This is a genomic window from Neorhizobium sp. 2083 (assembly GCF_031455615.1).
GTDB lineage: Bacteria > Pseudomonadota > Alphaproteobacteria > Rhizobiales > Rhizobiaceae > Neorhizobium.
Genome location: NZ_JAVDTC010000003.1, coordinates 269,430 through 289,477, shown reverse-complemented (window position 1 = coordinate 289,477; position 20,048 = coordinate 269,430). Strand labels below are relative to the sequence as shown.

18 protein-coding genes are annotated in these 20,048 nt (G+C 63.7%); 4 read left to right on the top strand and 14 right to left on the bottom strand.

Annotated features, from left to right (window positions below):
* Nucleotides 1–71: 71 nt before the first annotated feature.
* From J2X76_RS14115 to J2X76_RS14050, 14 genes are all read right to left on the bottom strand, one after another.
* Nucleotides 72–1,577 carry an ABC transporter substrate-binding protein gene (locus J2X76_RS14115; RefSeq protein ID WP_113131248.1) on the bottom strand — a complete coding sequence of 502 codons (1,506 nt, stop codon included), beginning with the start codon at nucleotides 1,575–1,577 and terminating at the stop codon, nucleotides 72–74.
* Between the two features lie 97 nt (nucleotides 1,578–1,674).
* Nucleotides 1,675–2,253: a peroxidase-related enzyme gene (locus J2X76_RS14110; RefSeq protein WP_310217134.1), complete on the bottom strand. Its 579-nt coding sequence runs from the start codon at nucleotides 2,251–2,253 to the stop codon at nucleotides 1,675–1,677.
* On the bottom strand, nucleotides 2,250–2,753 hold the full coding sequence (locus J2X76_RS14105; protein ID WP_310217132.1) for a hypothetical protein: 504 nt from the start codon (nucleotides 2,751–2,753) through the stop codon (nucleotides 2,250–2,252). Before J2X76_RS14105 ends, J2X76_RS14110 begins: the two co-directional genes overlap by 4 nt.
* On the bottom strand, nucleotides 2,740–5,016 hold the full coding sequence (locus tag J2X76_RS14100) for a molybdopterin-dependent oxidoreductase (RefSeq protein WP_310217130.1): 2,277 nt from the start codon (nucleotides 5,014–5,016) through the stop codon (nucleotides 2,740–2,742). The genes J2X76_RS14105 and J2X76_RS14100 overlap by 14 nt, the downstream gene beginning before the upstream one ends.
* Before the next feature lie 4 nt (nucleotides 5,017–5,020).
* Nucleotides 5,021–5,938 (bottom strand): ABC transporter ATP-binding protein, encoded by a 918-nt coding sequence (locus J2X76_RS14095; protein WP_113131213.1) that lies wholly within the window; start codon nucleotides 5,936–5,938, stop codon nucleotides 5,021–5,023.
* Nucleotides 5,935–6,945 carry an ABC transporter ATP-binding protein gene (locus J2X76_RS14090; protein ID WP_113286339.1) on the bottom strand — a complete coding sequence of 337 codons (1,011 nt, stop codon included), beginning with the start codon at nucleotides 6,943–6,945 and terminating at the stop codon, nucleotides 5,935–5,937. Before J2X76_RS14090 ends, J2X76_RS14095 begins: the two co-directional genes overlap by 4 nt.
* Nucleotides 6,946–6,952: 7 nt before the next feature.
* Nucleotides 6,953–8,143: a Xaa-Pro peptidase family protein gene (locus J2X76_RS14085; protein ID WP_310217125.1), complete on the bottom strand. Its 1,191-nt coding sequence runs from the start codon at nucleotides 8,141–8,143 to the stop codon at nucleotides 6,953–6,955.
* Nucleotides 8,140–8,997, bottom strand: coding sequence for an ABC transporter permease (locus J2X76_RS14080; protein ID WP_110120328.1), 858 nt, complete (start codon nucleotides 8,995–8,997; stop codon nucleotides 8,140–8,142). Before J2X76_RS14080 ends, J2X76_RS14085 begins: the two co-directional genes overlap by 4 nt.
* Before the next feature lie 8 nt (nucleotides 8,998–9,005).
* Nucleotides 9,006–9,923 carry an ABC transporter permease gene (locus J2X76_RS14075; RefSeq protein ID WP_310217122.1) on the bottom strand — a complete coding sequence of 306 codons (918 nt, stop codon included), beginning with the start codon at nucleotides 9,921–9,923 and terminating at the stop codon, nucleotides 9,006–9,008.
* Between the two features lie 34 nt (nucleotides 9,924–9,957).
* Nucleotides 9,958–11,442 carry an NAD(P)/FAD-dependent oxidoreductase gene (locus J2X76_RS14070; protein ID WP_310217120.1) on the bottom strand — a complete coding sequence of 495 codons (1,485 nt, stop codon included), beginning with the start codon at nucleotides 11,440–11,442 and terminating at the stop codon, nucleotides 9,958–9,960.
* A 1-nt stretch (nucleotide 11,443) separates the two neighbouring features.
* Nucleotides 11,444–12,415: a LysR family transcriptional regulator gene (locus tag J2X76_RS14065; protein ID WP_310217118.1), complete on the bottom strand. Its 972-nt coding sequence runs from the start codon at nucleotides 12,413–12,415 to the stop codon at nucleotides 11,444–11,446.
* Nucleotides 12,416–12,680: 265 nt separating this feature from the next.
* Entirely contained in the window at nucleotides 12,681–13,820 is a 1,140-nt protein-coding gene (locus J2X76_RS14060; RefSeq protein ID WP_113131220.1) for a mandelate racemase/muconate lactonizing enzyme family protein, read from the bottom strand.
* A gap of 13 nt (nucleotides 13,821–13,833) precedes the next feature.
* The gene (locus J2X76_RS14055) at nucleotides 13,834–14,754 is read right to left on the bottom strand and encodes a dihydrodipicolinate synthase family protein (RefSeq protein ID WP_310217115.1); all 921 of its coding nucleotides are present in this window, start codon (nucleotides 14,752–14,754) and stop codon (nucleotides 13,834–13,836) included.
* 1 nt (nucleotide 14,755) lies between these two features.
* Nucleotides 14,756–15,466 (bottom strand): GntR family transcriptional regulator, encoded by a 711-nt coding sequence (locus J2X76_RS14050; protein ID WP_310217113.1) that lies wholly within the window; start codon nucleotides 15,464–15,466, stop codon nucleotides 14,756–14,758.
* Nucleotides 15,467–15,589: 123 nt separating this feature from the next.
* Here J2X76_RS14050 and J2X76_RS14045 point away from each other — a divergent pair, with 123 nt between their 5' ends.
* Genes J2X76_RS14045 through J2X76_RS14030 form a run of 4 tightly spaced genes read left to right on the top strand, consistent with a single transcriptional unit; the run spans nucleotide 15,590 to nucleotide 20,047 of the window.
* Entirely contained in the window at nucleotides 15,590–17,185 is a 1,596-nt protein-coding gene (locus J2X76_RS14045; protein ID WP_310217111.1) for an ABC transporter substrate-binding protein, read from the top strand.
* Nucleotides 17,186–17,209: 24 nt separating this feature from the next.
* Nucleotides 17,210–18,271 (top strand): ABC transporter permease, encoded by a 1,062-nt coding sequence (locus tag J2X76_RS14040; protein WP_405030035.1) that lies wholly within the window; start codon nucleotides 17,210–17,212, stop codon nucleotides 18,269–18,271.
* Nucleotides 18,272–18,291: 20 nt separating this feature from the next.
* Nucleotides 18,292–19,206, top strand: a complete 915-nt coding sequence (locus tag J2X76_RS14035) for an ABC transporter permease (RefSeq protein ID WP_113131223.1) — start codon at nucleotides 18,292–18,294, stop codon at nucleotides 19,204–19,206.
* Nucleotides 19,199–20,047, top strand: a complete 849-nt coding sequence (locus tag J2X76_RS14030) for an ABC transporter ATP-binding protein (RefSeq protein WP_310217107.1) — start codon at nucleotides 19,199–19,201, stop codon at nucleotides 20,045–20,047. The genes J2X76_RS14035 and J2X76_RS14030 overlap by 8 nt, the downstream gene beginning before the upstream one ends.
* Nucleotide 20,048: the final 1 nt, after the last annotated feature.

Below are 20,048 nucleotides of genomic sequence, written 5' to 3'. Positions count from 1 at the left end.
TGATATCATGGGCAACCGAAGACCATCCCGCCTCGGGCGAAGCGGGATGGCGACATTTGGCGTATTGCCGCTCAGTTGGCCGCGGGCTTCATGTCGAAGGCGCGGACCCAGTCGTCGCCGCGGGCGGTCCAGGTGATACGCTTGGACAGGCCGTAGGTGGCGGGCTGTGTATAAAGGAAGAGGGCCGGCGCCTCGTCGCACATCACCTCGGTCGCCTTCTTGTAGGCGGCTTGGCGCTTGGCCACGTCCATGGTCGAGCGGCCGTCGGCGAGAGCCTTGCCGAACTCGGCATTGTCCCAGTAGGCATACATGTTGCCCGGCGCAAACAGGGTCAGAAGACCGTCCGCATCGATCGTCGGCCAGGCCTGGCTGAGCAGGCTCATGCGGCCGAGATCCTTGGTTTTCAGATATTTGTCCATATAGGCGCTGAACTGCATCTCGACGATCCTGGTCTTGACGCCGATCTCTTCCAGCTGGCTGGCGACGGCCTGGACGACCTCCTCGCCATTGAGGTAGATGCCGGTCGGCACTTCGATCTCGATCGGCTCGGCCGGCGCGCCGCCTGCCTTCTTCAGAAGTTCGGCCGCCTTGTCCGGATCATAGGCATAGGGCTTCAGATCGGCGTTGAAGCCGAAATAGCTCTTCGACGTCACCTGGCACTTGGCGATCTCCGCCTGGTCGTTGAAGATCGCCTTGACGATGCCTTCCTTGTCGACGGCATAGTTCAGCGCCTGGCGAAGCAGCTTGTTGTCGAGCGGCGGCTTCAGCGTGTTGAACTTGATGAACACGGTGCGGGTGCTGGGCACCGCGCCGGCCTGGGCGCTGCCGCTCGTCTTGATCCGGGTAATCTCGGTGGTCGGGATCGAGTTGATGAAATCGACCTCGCCCGCAAGCAGCGCGGCGACGCGACTGGCCGCATCCGGGATGATGCGCACGACGACCTTGGCGAAATCCGGCTTGGGACCCCAATATTGCGGATTGGCGTCGAGGGTGATGCTTTCGCCGGGTTTGACCGAGGAGATGACATAGGCGCCGCCGGACGCGGTCTCGGTCGCCGGCTTGTGCTCGGCGGTCCATTTCGGCGGCAGCAGGAAGAACATCGACAGCTGGCCGATCATCGCCGGATAGGGCGAGCTGGTCTTGATCTCGATTTCGGTCGGGCTGATCACCTTCACGTCGGAGATCAGCGTGAACCAGGCCTTGATGCGGGCATTGAGGGCCGGGTCGCGCACGCGGTCGAAATTCCATTTGACCACTTCGGCATCGATCTTCTCGCCATCGTTGAACGTGGCATCCGAACGCAGCTTGATGCGCCAGGTCAGGTCGTCGACGCTCGTCCATTCGGTCGCGAGCGCCGGAGCGATCTTCATGTCGGGGCCGCGCAGGACCAGCGACGGATAGATGTGGCTGAGCAGGCTGAGGTCGGTGCCGACCGATGCCGTCATATGCGGATCGAACGTGTTGATCGTGTTGGTGATCGCGATGGTCAGCGTCTTGTCCTGGGCAAGCGCCGACGTGGAGATCGCGGCGCCGAGTGACAGTGCGGCGATGGCCGCGGAAAGCGATTTTCTGGTCATGTCCATTCCCTTCTGATTGATTTCTATCGATTTTTCATTGGCTTGCATTGCATTCTCGAGAAACGGAGCTGGCGGTCGCGCCCTTCCACCACGCCGTTCATTTGGTTTCGACCGGGACCGAATGACCGAGCGTGTGCATCAGCCGGTTCGCCCAGCCGAAAATGGCGGCGGAGTGGATGAGATCGACGATCTCGGCCTTCGACATGCCATGGTCGCGAAGGGCCTGAACCTGCTCCCTGGTCGCTCGTGACGGCGTCTCGGACAGCGCCCTGCAGAAATCGACGATCGCCTGCGTCCTCGCATCGAACGGCCCTTCGAGGCCGCGCACATAGATCTCCTCGACGACTTCTTCGCGGCCCGACAGCTCGACATAACGGCGGGCATGGACCGAGGCGCAATAGACGCAGCGGTTGACGGCGGAGGCGACGAGCGCGCCGAGTTCCCGTTCGGCCCTGTCCAGACCGCCCTTGGCATACATGATGGCATTGAACAGTTTCGTGCGGGCGACGTAGGATTCCGGATCATGCGCCAGCGTGCGCACATAGGCGGAAACCTTGGTATTGGACGGCGTCACCTGCATCGCCGCCAGCTGCTCTTCGGTCGCCGTCGCGACGTCGACCGGCTCGATATAGGGCGACCAGGAGAGCGCCTTGACCTTGAAGCGGGACGTGCTCATTCGACCTCCTCCAGCAGGCTGAGGCCGGCAAGGACCCGGGCCTCGTAATTGACGAAGGCGATCAGCTCCGACAGCGCGATGATCTGCGGGTTCGCGAGGCCAGCCTTTTCGAGGCGCTCGATATCCGTCCTGCTGTTGTCGCGAGGCGTTTTGGTGACGAGGTCGGCATGGCGGATGATCGCGCCGGTAAAGGCATCGGCCGCCGCCGTCTCGGCGCCGGAAGCGATGGCGGCGAGGTCCGGATCGCTGCCGGCCTCGTCCAGCATGAGGTCGTAGACCGCGGCCAGGTCTTCGCGGCCGATGAACCTCGCCATGCGGGAGGCGAGCGCGGCGCGCAGAGCATGGCCAAGGCCGAAGCCGTGATGCGGGCTCAGCACCGTTTCGCGGCACAATTCCGTGCCCTCCACGAATTCCGGCCGCTCGCGGCGGATCGCATAAAGCTCGGAGCCTGGCTTCAGGCCGGAAAGGATGTCCATCTGGTCCAAGTCACTCGTTCCCATGGTAAGTTCCACCTGCGGATCCCGCCCATGGACGGATCGAGATCAGGCATGAATTGGGGGCCGTCCCCTGCGACAGATGCGAAGCGGGCGTGATCGTCGTCAGCGTGTTCGGATTGCCGCCATGATCGATGCCCTGCGCGTCGGGGCGGAACCAGCCGCCGGTCGCAAGCACGGCGACGCCGGGCATCAGGCCGCGATCGACGGTCAGCGCCGCGACGGTCCGGCCGCGATCGTTGTAAAGCTCGCAAAGGTCGTCCTGCTTCAGGGTAAGCCGCGCGGCGTCGGTCTCGCTCAGCGTGAACCGCTCGTAGCCACCAAGCTTCGCCGCCTGGCTGACCGGACCGTATTCCAGCTGGCCATGCAGACGGTGGGCGGGCTGCGGCGACAGGAGATGGAAAGGATGTTCCGCCGCAAGCGGTGCGCCAAGCCATTCGTCGGGAGCCTGCCAGCGGGGATGACCGCCGATATCGGGATAACCGAAGCCGCCGACCGCCTTCGATCCGATCTCGATCCGCCCGCTCGGCGTATTCAAGGGAGCCGCTTGAGGGTCTTTGACGAAATCGCGAAAATGGTTCGCCGGCGAAGGCGTCGGTTCGCCCTCGTCGAGCGCGGCATAACTCCGAAGGCGAAACGCCTGGAAATCCGGCAGTTCCGGATAACGCTCCCGATAACCTTCGTAGATCCGGGCGAGCCAGTCGTCGATGCCAAGCCCCTCGTCGAACTGCTGGCGGCAGCCGAGTTCGTCGGCGATCAGGCAATAGGCTTCGTGATCGGTCAGGACGCCCGCCGGCGGGTCCATGACGCGACGGCTGTAGACCAGCCAGTTGTCGCGCGATGCCGCCGCGACATCGTCGCGCTCGAACGGAAATGCTGAGGGAAGGACGATATCCGCCATCCTGGCGGTGGCGGTCCACATGTTCTCCGTGACGATCACCGTTTCGGGGCGCCGGAAAGCCGCGACCAGCCGGTTGAGATCCTGATGGTGGTGGAAGGGGTTGCCGCCGGCCCACCAGACGAGCCGGATATCCGGCAGATCGAGAACCTGACCGTCATAATCGATCCGTCCGCCCGGGTTTTCGAGCAGTTCGGTGATCCGCGCCACCGGGATGAAGGCGCGTACGGGGTTGGGACCCTGTTCGAATGCCGGCCCTTTCAGGCGCCGCACCGGCTGGCCGACGGCATTGACGGCGGTCAGGCCGAAGGCAAAACCGCAGCCGCGCTTGCCGACATGACCCGCCATCGATGCGAGCGCGATCGCAGCCCAGAACGGCTGTTCGCCAAACCGCGCCCGCTGCAGCGACCACGCGACGTTGACCAGGCTCGGTGCGTCATGCAGGTCTTCGGCAATCTCGACAATCGTCTCCGCCGGCACGCCGGAAATGGCCGAGGCCCATTCCGCATCCTTGGCGATGCCGTCCGTCTCGCCGACCAGATAGCTTTCGAAATCGCAATAGCCGCTCGTGCAGCGTTTCAGGAAATCGCGGTCGAACAGGCCTTGGACGAGCAGCGTATGGCACATGCCGAGCATGACCGCGGCATCCGTATTGGGGCGCAGCGGAACATGGCGGACGTTCGGACCGGAAGGCGCATCGCTCGCGGCGGGGCTGAACACGACGATGCGCACGCCCTTGTCCTGACAATGCCGCAGCCATCCGACGGCACGGTGGCTGCCGGTACCGCCCGCCTCGACCTGGGCATTGGTCAGCCGGAAGCCGCCGAAGCCGACCAGCAGCTGGCAGCCATCGGCGATATCGTTCCACGACGGCGAAGTATCGCATGCGTCCTTGTAATCCGGTCCGAGGATATGCGGCAGAAGCACGGCAGCCGCGCCGTAGGAATAGCTGTTGACGGAAGAGGTGAAGCCGCCGGCCAGATTGAGCAACCGCTTGAGCTGGCTTTGCGCATGGTGAAAACGGCCGGCGCTGGCCCAGCCGTAGGAGCCGCCGAAGATCGCCTGGTTGCCGTGGGTCTCCCGCACGCGGCGAAGTTCACCGGCGATCAGGCTCGCGGCCTTGTCCCAGCTTATCTCGACGAAATCCTCGCGGCCGCGCGAAGCGCCCGTGGCCGCGAGAGGTCCCTTTTCCAGCCAGGCCCTGCGGACCATGGGGGCACGGATGCGCTGCGGATGGTTGGCCAGATCCAAGTAGCCGAGGCCCATTTCCGATGGGTCCGGATCGTGACGGAACGGCAGGAGCTTGCGCTTCCCGTTCGCATCCGTGCCGACTTCATAAGTGCCGAAATGGGTTGCGAACAGGTGCGTCATCGTTTCAAACCTCCAGCACGAAATGACGGTCGCCGACAGGCCGCAGCATGGCGTCCTCGGGCGGCAGATTGGCATCGACATCGAAGGCGAGCGGACGGCGGTTGCGTTCGACATCCGGGTCGGGAACCGGGATCGCCGAAAGCAGCGCCCGCGTATAGGGATGCTGCGGATTCTCGAAAATGGCGTCGCAGGGGCCGATTTCGACGATCCGCCCGCGCAGCATCACCGCCACCCGGTGGCAGAGATAACGGATCATCGACAGGTCGTGGGCGATGAACAGGTAGGTCAGTCCAAGCTCGTCCTGCAGATCCTGGAACAGGTTGACGATCTGCGCCTGGATCGACACGTCGAGCGCGGTGATCGGCTCGTCGGCGACAATGAAGGCGGGATTGAGCGCAATCGCCCGGGCGATATTGACGCGCTGGCGCTGGCCGCCCGAAAACTCGTGCGGATAACGCTTCATGAAGGACGGATCGAGGCCGACTTTGGCAAACAGCGCGGCGACGCGATCCTCGCGTTCGCGGGCGGAGCCGGCCAGTCTGTGCACCTCCAGGGGCTCGCCGACGAATTCGCCCACCGTCATGCGCGGGTTGAGCGAGGCATAGGGATCCTGGAAGATGATCTGCATGTCGCGCCGGTAAGGCTTCAGCCCCGCCTTTCCGAGACCGGTAATGTTCTCGCCCTTGTAAAAGATGTCGCCGCCGGTCGGCGCCTCGAGCTGCAGCAGCACGCGGCCGGTCGTGCTCTTTCCCGAGCCGGATTCCCCCACGAGGCCGAGCGTCTCGCCGGGCGCAATGTCGAAACTGACATTGTTGACGGCCTTGAGGGCCGGCGTCGGGGCGCCGAACAGGCGCTTTTCGCCGCCATAGGTCTTGCGGAGGTTCTGGACCGAAACGAGCGGCTTGACGTTGCTCCCGTTCATGGCTGCACCTGCGAGGCGGCAAGTGCCGCGCGAAGATCGTACCAGGCGGCCACCTTGTGGCCGGCGACGCTGCCCTCGACCTCGCCGAGCGGCGGCATCTCGATGCGGCAGCGCTCGGTCGCGAACGGATTGCGCGGCGCGAAGGGATCGCCGACCGGCGCGCGGGTGAGGTCCGGTGGGTTGCCGGGGATCTGGTAGAGCCGGGTCACGCCGCGACGGCCGCCATGCGGCAGCGACTTCAGGAGGCCCCATGTATAGGCGTTGCGGGGATCGTGGAACACGGCGCGGACCGGGCCGCGCTCCATGATCCGGCCGCCATACATGACCTGGACGGTATCCGCGAGGCCGGCGACGACGCCCATGTCATGGGTGATCCAGATGACGGTGGTGCCGATCTTCTTCTTGAGATCGCGGACCAGATCGAGAATCTGCGCCTGGACCGTGACGTCGAGCGCCGTGGTCGCCTCGTCGGCGATCAGGAGCTTCGGATTGCACGAAATCCCGATCGCGATCATCACGCGCTGGCGCATGCCGCCCGAGAATTCATGCGGATATTGTCCGGCACGGCGGGCAGCGTCGGGGATACCGACAAGCTCGAGAAGTTCGACGACGCGCGCCCGTGCCTGGCTCGCCGACATGCCGAAATGCCGCCGCAACGGCTCGGCGATCTGCCGTTCGATGGTCAGGACCGGATTGAGCGAGGTCATCGGGTCCTGGAAGACGAAACCGATTTCCTTGCCGCGCACTTCAAACAGCTCGCGCTGCGACAGCGCCAAAAGGTCGCGACCGTTGAACAGGACCTCGCCCCGGACGATACGGCCGGGCGGCCTTGCGATCAGCCCGACCATCGACAGGGCATGAACGCTCTTGCCCGAGCCGGATTCGCCGACGATGCCGAGCGTCTCGCCCTCTTCCAGGCTGTAGGACACGTCGTTGACCGCATGCACGGTGCCATCAGGCGTGTCGAACGCGACGGTAAGATTGCGGACCTCGAGCAAGGGTGCCATCGGACGCTCAGACCTCCAGATAACCGCCGGCCGAGCGGGTCAGATATTCGCGACCGGTCTCGGTGACGAGAACCGTGTCGGAGATCTGCGTCGCGCAGACGCCGGGGTTGCGGATATTCGGCTCGAACGTGAAGATCATGCCCGGCTCAAGGACGAGCGAGGACGACGCGTCGAGCGAGGAATGTTCGTGCGCGCCAAGCCCGATCCCGTGGCCGATGCGGCCCGGGATGTTGGCCCCGTAACCTCGCGCCTTCAGGCCTTCGCGGGTCTTCTCGAACAGGTCTTTATAGGGCGTGCCGGGCCGGATCAGCGCATCGACCTCTTCGCGGATCTCGAAAATGGCGTCGAGCGCCCGCTTGTTGACCTCCGGCAGTGGACCCATCGCAATGGTGCGCTCGTTTTCGGCGTGGATGCCGTTGGCGATCGTCCAGATCAGCACCGAAACGGCCTCGCCGCGCTGGGGCTTGCGCTGTGTGGGGTTGTCGCAATTGTAGAACATACGCGGGCCGGACAGGACCCAGGTGGCCATGCCGTTCTGCACCCCGCCTTCCAGCGAGCCGAAGTCGCAGACCTCGACATCGGGATATTCGGCGGCCCACAGCCTGTTCATCGCATGCATGGAGGCGATGGCGACCTCGCGCTCGTTGCCGCCGGCGGCAAGGGTCGCAACCGCGGTATCCATGCCGAGATCGGCCGCCCGCGCGGCGATGCGGGCATTGGCGATCTCGTCGGGGTCCTTGATCAGGCGGCAATGGTCGATCAGATGGCTGACATCGGCGAATGTCGCGTCCGGCAGCGCCTTGCGCAGCTGGCCGGCGCGCTGGATCGAGATGAATTCCTCCTCGATGCCGACGGTCTTGCCGGCCACTCCGAGATCGCCGAGGATCGAGGCCAGCGCATCCTGCCAGTTCGGCCCCATCGTGACCTTGGTCGACCAGGAACCGTAAAGCCGGATATCCGGCACCCAGGCGCTGGCGCGGCCGTGATCGTCGCGGAGCGCATGCACGAGCATGATCGGGTCGTGGTCCGGCGTCAGGATGGCGATCACCGGGTGGGAATAGATGATCGGGTTGAAGCCGGTGAAATAGAAGCTGTTTTCCGGCTTGAACGAGACGATGACGTCGACGCCCTGTTTCGCCATTCCGGCCTTTAGGCGTGCGACGCGGGGCGGCAACGTGGAACGGGAAAGCTGGTTCATCGCGTGGTCCTCAATTTCGGATCGAAGTGATCGCGCAGCCAGTCACCCAGGAGGTTGACGCTGAGCACAGTCAGGAGAATGGCAATGCCGGGGAAGGTGACGATCCACCAGGCGGTCGAGATGTAAACGCGGCCGTCGGCCAGCATCCGGCCCCAGCTCGGATTGGGCGGCTGCACGCCGAGCCCGAGGAACGAGAGCGCCGCGTCCATGATGATGATGCGGGCAAGTTCCAGCGTGGCGATCACCAGCGCGGGCGTCATGACGTTCGGCAACAGGTGCTTGAGCATGATGCGCCACGTGCCGGCGCCGATCGCATGGGCCGACAGGATGAACTCCCGTTCGCGAAGGGCGAGCACCTGGCCGCGGATGATGCGGGCATAACGCAGCCAGCTCGTCAGGGCGAGCACGATGACGAGGTTTCGGGTCGACGGACCGAGCGCTGCGACGACGAGAAGGGCAAGCAGCATCAGCGGCAGGGCGAGCTGGATATCGACGATGCGCATCAGGATGCGGTCGACCATGCCGCGATAATAACCGGCGACGATGCCGAGCAGCGTGCCGACAATACCGCCAAGAATAACGGCCGCCGCCGCGATCGCGAGCGTGATCCGGCTGCCATGGACGATGCGCGACAGGATATCGCGGCCGAGCTCGTCGGTGCCGAGCGGATGCGCGCCGGGCGAAAACAGTCCCGTCCAGGTGGGGGCGACCATGCGGGCGAGCAGGTTGGACCGCGTCGGCACCGGCAGGCCGAGATAGGGCGCCAGAATCGCGGCCAGCACGAAGACCGACACGAGCAGGAAACCGAACAGTCCGGCGCGGCTTTTCAGGAGGGCGAGGAAAAAAGCTTTCATGGCCGCACCTATCGCCGACGGATGCGCGGATCGAGCACGCCGTAAAGCAGATCGACCAACAGGTTGACGACGATGAAGATGGCGGCGACCAGCGCGACCCCGGCCTGGATGACCGGGAAATCCTGCGCCTGAATCGCCTGCATGATGATGCGCCCGACACCCGGCCAGGCGAACACGGTCTCGATGACCACCGAGCCGCCAAGAAGCTCGCCGGCGATGATGCCGATCATGGTGATCACCGGGATCAGCGCGTTTCGCGCGATATGCCAGAAGAACACGGTGCGCGGCAGCAGGCCCTTGGCCCGCGCGGTCCGCACATAGTCCTCCCGCATGATGTCGAGCAGCGACGAGCGGAGCAGGCGGGCGATCGACGCGGACACGAAGACCGACAGCGTCAGTCCCGGCAGCACCAGATGCGCGATCGTCCCGGAGCCGCCCGTCGGGAACCAGCCGAGATCGACCGAGAACAACAGGATCAGCATGATGCCGAGCCAGAAAACCGGCGTCGCCTGGCCCAGAAGCGCCGCCACCATGACGATGAACTCCGAGATCGTGCCGCGCTTCAGTGCCGCGATGGCACCGGCCACCGCACCGATCAGCGTTCCGAACAGGAGCGCGGTACCGGCGAGCGTGGCGGTGACCGGCATGCGTTCGAGAACGACATCCATGGCGGGACGCTGGTGCTGGAAGGAAATGCCGAAATCGCCCCGGACCATGGCCAGAGCCGAAATCACGTATTGCTCGAGGATCGGGCGATCGAGACCAAGCGAGGTCCGAAGCGCATCGAGATCCTGCTGGCCGGCACCGATCGGCAGCAGAAGCACGGCCGGGTCGCCGAGAACGCGGCTCACGAAGAAAACGATCGTGACCACACCCCATATGGCGAGCAGCGATTCTGCCAGCTTGCCGACAAGATAGCGGGTCACGGCCGGCACCTCGCGGGATCGGGAACGATGGCCGTCATTCCGCCGCTCCCTTGAGGATGGCCGGGATCGACGCGGCGGAATCCGTCCATTCGTCGCCGAGCAGTTCCGGTGTTTCGTAGGCGACAAGGTTGGTGAAATGAGTTTCGCGGTCGGCGACGAAGAGGGCTCGGGCGATGCCGCGGGCAAGCCGCCGCCCACCGTCGCTGACCGCCGGAATGTCGCCCGACAACTTGCCGTGGCTGAGCGAGGCCGGATAGTTGAAGCAATGCACCAGACGCAACGAAGGGCAGCTGCCGGGCACCTTTTCGAGAAACTCGAAATCGGGACCGAGATAGGGAGAGGTGGCGAGCTCGCCGTTCTCCATGCCCTTTTCCGGCGAAAAGACGTCGTTCCAGAACTGGATATGCGGGGCGAAATGCTTCAGTTCCGGACGACGGTCGAGATCGACCCGGAAGCCGGTGGCGAAGATCGCGAAATCATAGTCGAAATCGCCGCCGCTGGTTTCGATGACGATATGATCGCCGCTTTCCCGCAGGCCGGTCACCGCCGTGCCGAGGAAAAACCGGCTGTTTTCATGACGCGATACCCGCAGGGTGGAATCGCGCGGCGGCGGCGTCTGGGCGCCGAGCACATAGTCGAGAAACTTCCATTTCCACGCATCGCTGAGGCCGGCAAAACCCTGCACGACGCCCTGGCTGGCGATGCCGGTGAACTTGTTGATGCGGGGAAGTTCCTTGCGCCGGATGATCATGTCGACCTGGCCTGCACCCGCTTCGAGCGCGGTCGCCGCATTGTCCATGGCGGAAGCCCCCGCCCCGACGACCGCGACGCGCTTGCCCTTCAGGGCCGAAAAATCGATATCGTCGGCGGAATGGGCCCAGAATTTCGGTGACACGCGTTCGACGAATTCCGGCACGTAACCGCCGCCGAGGCCGTCGCGTCCGGTCGCCAGAACCACGTGCCGGGCATAAAGCCGCTCCTGCCTGCCGCTGCCCGCATCCGAAACGTCGAGCGCGATCAGATCCTGCGTGACCGGGGTCATCCCGGTGACGGTGACTAGATTGCGGACCGGCAGCCGAAGCACGCGGCGGTACCAGATCAGGTAGTCCATCCACTGCGACTTGGGGATCTTGCCGAGCGCGTCCCATGCCTGAGCGCCGAATTGCGAGACATACCATGCCCTGAATGTCAGCGCCGGCAGGCCCAGCGCCGGCCCCGGAAGCTGTTTGGGCGAGCGCAGCGTCTCCATGCGCGCGAACGTCACCCATGGCCCTTCCTGACCTTCGGGGGAGCGGTCCAGGCAGACGACATTGTGGATGCCGAGCATTTTAAGCGAGGCGGTCGCGACCAGGCCGCACATGCCGGCGCCGATTACGACGGCATCGAAAACTTCGACACCCTCATATTCGGTCGCCGGCACCCACTCCCTGGGAGGAAGTTCGAGAAGCGACAGGTCCTCGGCGAGCCGCTCTTCGAGCGCTTCGAGACCTTTGATCCGCTGTGTATCCTGCGCCTTCAAATCACTGCTCCTGTGCGTTCGCGTCGGCGCCGAAAGTCACATCCGCCACGCGTTCGATATGGCCGGGATCATGCGCCACGAAGCCTGGCATGCGGGCGGCAGAAATCCTGATGATCAACTGGACGAGCTCCAGAACGCCTTCCGAAAGCGGCTTGGAGGCGGCCGAAAAAATGCCCCACAGGAAGGGGATGTCGACATCGAGCGGGCGGATCTCGACGTTCTTGAGCTGCAGGCCGTAAGCGGTAGCCGGCTCCACGATCGAGACCCCGAAACCCGTGGAGGCAAGCTGCAAGGCATTCAGCGCCGCATTGGTATCGACGATGCGAGACGGCCGCACATCGGCCGCCTGCAGCGCCTGATTGACGCGGCGGCGCAGCCGGAAAGGATTGGCCATGGTGATCAGGCACCGGTCCGCCAGGTCGCGGACCGATATGACGTCCTTGTCCGCCAGGGGATCGTCCGCCGCCACCGCGGCGACGCAAGGCGCCTGGAACAGGCCATGCGCGTCGAGGCCCGGATGCTCGACCGGCAGCGAGGCGACGCAGAAATCCGCTGTGCGGGCGAGCACCGACTGGACGGCCGCCTCGGCCGAAATGCTGCGCAGATGCAGGTTCCGCGGAACGAGCTCCATCGGCATTTCCGCAATCGCGAGCGGCACCAGACCGCTTGCGAAGGCGGGGATCGCCGCGATCTCGATCGGCGCCGGCTCTTGCGAAAGGATATTCCTGGCGCGCTCCTTGAGCTGGCCGATGCCGGTCAGGAAACGCTCCGCATCCGAATGAAAGGCGACCGCCTGCGACGTCGGCGTGATGCGGGGGCCATTGCGGTCAAAAAGCGAAAAGCCGACGGAGGCTTCGAGTTCCTGGATCAGCCGTGTCACCTGCGACTGCGACCGGTCCAGCAGGCGGGCGGCGGCGGTGATGCTGCCTGCCGACATGACTGCCAGGAACACTTCCAGCTGCTTGATTTCCATCGCCAACCTATAATGCACAAAATGCAGCATTGATCTGCATCAATTCAAATATTGCATGGTTCCGTTTTTAAGCAAACAAAATTTGTGCCTAATTCATAGCCTCCGAAAATGTTTGACCGGCTCTTCGGGGCACTCGCGAAAATAATTTGCTGGAAGCGCCGATTGCGCGGAGATCCGCGGCAATGCCAATGACATGAGGCCCGCAGGTCGAAAGCGACATGCGGGCCTCATTTGGTGACTGAGCGACGGGCTGGATCCGTCCCGATCACGGATAGGCGGTCGCGCCGTCCGGCTTGCGGGTGATCTTCCGCTCCCAGTGAATGTAGTCGTCGGTACCCAGCACTTTTTCGTCGATCTCGATACCCCAGCCGGGACGATCCGGGCGCAGGTTCATATATCCATCCACCGGCATATAGGGATCGAGCGCCCAGGGAGCGTGCACGTGCGGCTTGAATTCCAGGATCTTGAAGTTCGGCTGCGCGGCGCAGAAATGGATGTTCACGGCGGTCGCCAGGGGACCCATCGGGTTATGCGGCGCGACCGTCACGTAATGCGCTTCGGCGATCGCCGCGATGCGGCGCATTTCGGTCACACCGCCGACGACGCAGATATCCGGCTGGATGATGTCGGCGCCGCGGGCGGACAACAGCGACAGGAACTCGAAGCGGTTGTAGAGGGATTCGCCGGTTGCCAAAGGCACCGTCACCTTCGACTTCAGCTCCGTCCATGCGGGAATATGTTCCGGCCGGATCGGCTCCTCGTAGAAGAGCGGGTCGTAGGGTGCGATCGCGGCGGCCAGCTGCACGGCCTGGTAAGGTTCGTAGATCTTCGCATGCGCGTCGAAGGCAAATTCGAAGTGCGAGGGAGTGATCTCGCGGATCTTTCCGAAATAGTCGCCGGTTTCCCTGACCAGTTCGCCCCAGCGGCTGTTGTGAAGATCGCGGCGGTAGGGGCTGAGCTTGAACGCGGTATAACCGTAGTCTTCGTTGAGCTTCAGCGTTTGCTCGAGCGCGTATTGCGGATCCGGGGCGGTATAGACGCCGCAATAGACGCGGACGCGGTCGCGGACATTGCCGCCCAGCAGCATGTAGACCGGCAGACCCGCGGCCTTGCCGGCGATGTCCCACAATGCATGATCGATTGCAGAAATCGCGGCAAGGCCAAGGGCTCCGGGAGGAAAGCGGCACTGCTGGTTGAGCTTGAGGACGAGGAATTCGACGCGGCGCGGATCCTCACCCTCGATCTGGTGGAAAAGGTAGTCGAGAAGCGGCGGCAGAGCCCAGTCGGGCCCGTGATTGTAGCATTCGCCCCAGCCGGAAATGCCTTCGCTGGTCTCGATCTTGAGCAACAGGCGCGGACGATCGTCCACGCGCTGCATGTAGGTTTTTATTCCGGTGATATGCACTCTGGTTTCCTCCTCAGGCTGCCGGCGCTTCGTTTTTGACCCGATCGACAATGCCGCGCAGAATGCGCCGTTCGTCTTCGTTAAGGGCGACGACGCCCGGAACGCGCACCGGGCCGACATCGGTGCCGAGCATGCCGAGCGCTTCCTTCACGACCGTCACGTTAGCGCCGTTGTTGTATTTCGTGCGCAGCGTCTCGAAGCCGGCAATGCCGTCGATCAGGCCGCGCGCCGTCGCGTAGTCGCCGGCCTCCAGCGCCCGATGGATCGCATGCGAGCGTTCGGGGAACACGTTGACCAGGCCCGACGTAAAGCCCTTGGCGCCCATGGCGTAGAATGCCGGCGCCCAGCCTTCCGCCAGACCGCAGACCCAGATCGCCGGCGCGTCACGGGTGGCCCGAATGACTTCGGCCAGCAGCATCAGGTTCGACGAGGCGAACTTGATGCCGGCAATGTTCGGATGAAGGGCGAGTTTGCGGAAATCCTCGACCGAAAAGCTGTCGCTACGCACATAGGCGATGACCGGCACCGTGCAGAAATCGGCCAGCTCCAGGAAATAACCGGCCTGGTAGGAGGGGCCGGCGAAGGGGTCCATGGGATGATGGCCCATGATCGCATCCGCGCCCTCGGCAATCGCGGCCTTGGCCAGCGCCTTCGCCTCGGTCAGCGATCGGCCGACGGCGGCGCTCACCAGCGACACGCCGTCGGCAGCCTTGATGGTCGCGGCATGCACCGTGCGGACCTCGTCCATGGTGAGCGTGAAGAACTCGCCGGTATTGCCGGCCGCCATCAGGTTGTGCACCTTGGCAGCCGCCAGACGCCTGATCAGCGCGTCGAGCTTTTCGACGTCGACAGTCCCGTCTTGCCGGTAAGGCGTCACCGGGACACCGGAAATGCCGGTCAGCGCCTTTCTTACAGTCTGCAGCCTGTCATTCACGTCAAATATCCTTTTTGTTGCCGAAAACGATGTTCAGATAGGTTTCCCCGGAACGGACGACGTGATTGCGCATCTGCCGCTCGGCAAGATCCGCATCGCCCGTGACGATGGCCCTGGCGATGGCGGTATGCTCTTCGAGCGCCTTCTGACGCTCGGCGGGATCCATGTGGATGACCCGGCGGATGCTGGCGTCGTAGAATTGCTGCCGTTCGATCAATTTCGCCAGATAACCGCAGCGGGAGCTGCGGTGAATGTGCTCGTGGAACTGCTCATTGAGGGAAATAAGACTGTCGGCATCCGCCGAGATCGTCGCCTTGGCCATCAAGTCGGCGATTGCCGTCAGCTCCAACCCCGCGGGCTTGCCGATGCGCTTTGCGGCCAGATGCGCGATCATCGATTCGAGCGCCGCGCGGGCAAGGATCATCTCCTCCGCCCAGCTCATGTCGAACCGGATGATGACGCCGCGCCGGGGCAGAGCCTCGACCAGACCCTCCGTCTCGAGCTGGCGGAGCGCCTCCTTGACCGGTGTCGTGCTGACGCCGAACTGCTCGGCGAGGCCGCGCTCGTTGACCTTCTCCCCCGTCGCGAATCGGCCCGCGAGAATGGCAGCCCGCAGCGTGCGATGAACGTGATCGCGCACGGTCATCTGAAATTTGGGGTCGATCTTCGCAAACCCTTCGGACTGCTGGCTTTCAGTTGGCTCGGGAATCATTTTCGCGAAATCCGTTGACGAGGCAGTGAGATTGTGGGATCTGATATACCAGACTTCAGATCTATGTCGATACGAAAATCTGTCGTCGACGCGATTTGAGGAACCCGGAGGAGGATTTTTTTCATGCTCAGACGCCACGTCATTCTGCTCTCCAGCATTGCTGCCCTGTCCCTGGCCGTGCCGGGCCTTTCGATGGCTGCAACGCCGAAGGATCAATTGGTCATCGCCATGGACACCTCGTCCCTGCGCGGGCTCGACCCCAACGAGATCAACCAGCTCGAAGCCGCCGAGATTGTCGCAAATCTCTACGAGCGGCTGGTCGTCCTGCCTGCCGACAACATTTCCAAGCCGCAGCCGGGCCTCGCCGAGAGCTGGACGGTGTCCGCGGACGGCAAGACCTTCACGTTCAAGATCCGCTCGGGCGTGAAGTTTCACTCCGGCAATCCGCTGACGGCGAAAGATGTCGAATGGTCGCTGCGCCGGCTGGTGAAGCTCGGGCTTGCGCCCTCGACGGACCTGCGCCAGTGGGGCTTTAGCGCCGACAACGTCGAAAAGCTCATTCGCGCGACGGATGGTTCGACCGTTGTTCTCGAGACGCCTGAGGTCTGGAATTCCAACCTCATCCTCTATTCGCTCGCCAGCTTCTCCACCTCGATCCTGGACAGTAAGTTCCTTGCCGAGAAGGACAAGGGCGGCGATATGGGCAGGGAATTCCTGCAGACCGCCGACGCGGGCTCCGGCCCCTATACGCTGCGCACATGGCGCGTCAACGAGCTGATCATCGCCGAAGCGTTCAAGGACTACTGGCGGGGCGAGCCCAAGATGCGCCGCGTTCTGCTGCGGCATATCCCCGAATCGTCCGCCCAGCGCCTGCAGATCGATGCCGGCGATGCCGACGTGGCGACGCGGCTTTCGTCCACCGACCTCGGCGCGCTTGAAACCGGCGGCAAGGTGACGATCCAGAAGACCCCCGGCTTCGGCTTCTATTATCTGGCCCTGAACCAGAAGGACGAAATCCTTTCGAAGCCGAAGGTCCGCGAGGCGTTCCGCTACCTGATCGATTATGACGGCCTGGCTGGTACCGTGATGAAATATTACGGCATCAAGCAGCAGACGATCGTCCCTGCCGGCCTGCCCGGCGCGATCGACAAGAACCCGTACAAGCTCGACATCGAGAAGGCCAAGCAGCTTCTCGCCGAAGCCGGTTATCCCAACGGCTTCTCCAAGGCCTATTACGCGACGCCGGTGACGCCCGAATACGAAGTCGCCCAGTCGCTTCAGGCCAATGCCGCCAAGGCCGGCATCAAGCTCGACCTGCAGGGCGGCGACCATATCGGCAAGTTCCGCAACCGTCAGTTCGAGATCTTTTCGGCCCGCTCCGGCGATCGCCTGCCGGATCCGCATGCGGTCCTGCAATCCTATGCGACCAACGCCAACAATTCCGACGAGGCCAAGCTCGTTGGCCTGAACGCTTGGCGGACGGCCTGGGACGTTCCGAAGGAAATCCAGCAGATGGTCACCGCCGCCGCGCATGAAACCGACCAGGCCAAGCGCGCCGATCTCTATACCAAGATCAACGAGGCCTATCTTGCTTCGTCGCCGGCCCTGGTCACCTCGTTCCTGCGCACCGACGCTAAGGCTGTTCGCAACGAGGTGAAGGGCTATATCGGCCATTCGACCTGGCTGACCCGCTGGGACACGGTCAACAAGGGCAATTGATCGCCTTTTCTAGGAACTGCACAAGTGAGCATTTCACAGACAACCGAAACGCGACGCGCGGGCAGCAGGAAGCTGCTGTCCGCCGGGCGTAAACTTGCCACGTCGCTCGCGGTGATCGCGACGACGTTGCTCGGTCTCCTGATCATCACCTTCGTCGTCGGCCGGATGATCCCGGCGGACCCGGTCATCGCCGTGGTCGGCGACCAGGCGGATCAGGCGACCTACGATCGCGTCTACAAGGAGATGGGGTTGGACAGGCCCATCTATGTGCAGTTCGGGTCCTATCTTGCCGATATCGTGCGGCTGGACTTCGGCCAGTCGCATGTCACCAAGAACCAGGTGGCGAGCGATCTCGCCCGGGTATTCCCCGCAACGCTGGAACTCGCCACGCTGGCGACGATCATCGGCGCGGGACTGGGTGTGCCTCTCGGCATCCTGTCCGCTGTCCGCAAGGGCACGTGGGTCGATCATGTCGCCCGCATCGTCGGCCTGCTCGGGCATTCCACGCCGATCTTCTGGATCGGCACGACGGTGATCCTGATCTTCTATGCCAATCTCGGCGTCATTCCCGCCGGCGGCCGCATCGACATCTATAACGAGGGGCTGGTCGAAGGACCGACCAATTCGCTGATCCTCGATTCGATCCTCGCCGGGGAATGGGACGTGTTCTGGAGCGCGCTCCACCACGTCATCGCGCCAGCACTCATCCTCGGCTATGCGGCGATGGCCTATCTCAGCCGCATGAGCCGCAGCTTCATGCTCGAACAGCTCAGGCAGGAATATATCCTGACGGCGCGCGCGAAGGGCCTCGGCAAGCGGCCGATCATCTGGCGCCACGCTTTCCGCAACATCAGGGTCCAGCTGCTCACGGTCGTAGCGCTCGCCTATTGCGGGCTGCTCGACGGCACCGTGCTCATCGAGACGGTCTTCGCTTGGCCGGGCCTCGGCCAGTATCTCACCTCCGCATTGTTCTTCGCAGACATGAACGCGGTTCTCGGCAGCGTGCTCTTGATCGGCATCATCTCGATCGCCATCAACCTCCTGTCCGACATCGTCTACCGCTTCATCGATCCCCGAACCCGATGACCCAGGACCCCGGTACTCCCATGACCAAATCCGGTTACTTCGCCGACCTCCACAACTGGCTCATCAACGAGGATTTCACCTCTACGAAACAGGCCAGACTGCACAAGGCCTATGTGGCATGGCTCAGCCTGCTCGCGAACCCGCTGGCGTTTGCAGGTTTTGCGGTGATCATAGCCCTCATCGTCATTGCCGCGCTGGCCCCCGCCCTGACGGTCTACGACCCGTACAGCCAGGACCTGACGATGGCGCTGAAGGCGCCCTCGGCGAGCCACTGGTTCGGCACCGACGAGTTCGGTCGCGACGTCTATACCCGCGTCGTCTATGGCGCGCGTACCACGCTCTACATCAGCATCCTGGTGACCGTCATCGTCGCTCCGATCGGCTTCGTGATCGGAGCGAGCGCCGGTTATCTCGGCGGCTGGATCGACGTGGTGCTGATGCGCATCACCGATATCTTTCTTTCCTTCCCCAGCCTCGTCCTGGCGCTGGCGTTTTCGGCAGCGCTCGGGCCCGGCATCGAAAATGCGGTGATCGCCATCGCGCTGACGATCTGGCCGCCGATCGCCCGTCTGGCGCGGGCGGAAACGCTGACCTTCCGCCATGCCGACTTCGTCGTCGCCGCGGAACTGCAGGGCGCACGCATGGGCCGCATCCTGCTTCGCCACATCGTCCCGCTCTGTGCGCCGTCGATCATCGTCCGCCTGACCCTCAACATGTCGAGCATCATCCTCACCGCCGCTGGCCTCGGCTTCCTCGGCCTCGGCGCCCAGCCGCCCATGGCGGAATGGGGCGCGATGGCCGCCGCCGGGCGCAAGTATCTTCTCGATGCCTGGTGGCTGACGACGATCCCCGGCCTTGCAATCCTCGTCGTCAGCCTGGCGTTCAATCTCTTCGGCGACGGCCTGCGCGACATACTGGATCCCCGCAATGCTTAAACCGCCAGAAAACATCCTGACCGTTCAGAACATGTCGGTGGAATTCCCGACGCTGTCAGGCGTCGTCACCGCCGTGCGCAACGTCTCCTTCAGCGTCGGACGCGAAAAGGTCGGCATCATCGGCGAGTCCGGCTCGGGCAAGAGCACCGTCGGGCGCGCGATCATGCGGCTGCAGCCGCCGCAGGCGATCGTCAAGGCCGACAGGCTACAGTTCGAGGACATCAACCTCTTGACCGCCCCCGAAGAGCAGATGCTCTCGGTGCGCGGACGGCGGATCTCGATGATCCTGCAGGACCCGAAATATTCGCTCAATCCGGTGATGACCGTCGGGGAGCAGATCTCGGAAACCGTCATCCTGCATGAGCGGGTCTCGCGGAAGGAAGCGCGGCAGCGGACGCTCGCCATGCTGGAACGCGTCAACATCCGCGATCCGCAGCGCGTTTTCGACCTTTATCCGCACGAGGTTTCCGGCGGCATGGGGCAGCGCATCATGATCTCCATGATGCTGATCGCCTCGCCGTCGCTGATCATCGCCGACGAGCCGACCTCGGCGCTGGACGTGACCGTGCGCCAGCAGGTCCTGTCCATCCTCGACGACCTGGTGACGGAACGGAACCTCGGGCTAATCTTTATTTCCCACGATCTCAACCTGGTGCGCAGCTTCTGCGACCGCGTCATCATCATGTATGCCGGTCGTGTCGTGGAAACGATCGCGGCCGCCGATCTGGACGATGCGCAGCACCCCTATACCCGCGGCCTCTTGAACGCGCTGCCGAGCCTCGACCATCCGCGCGATCGGCTCGAGGTCCTGCGCCGCGATCCGGCCTGGTTGGAGAACTGAA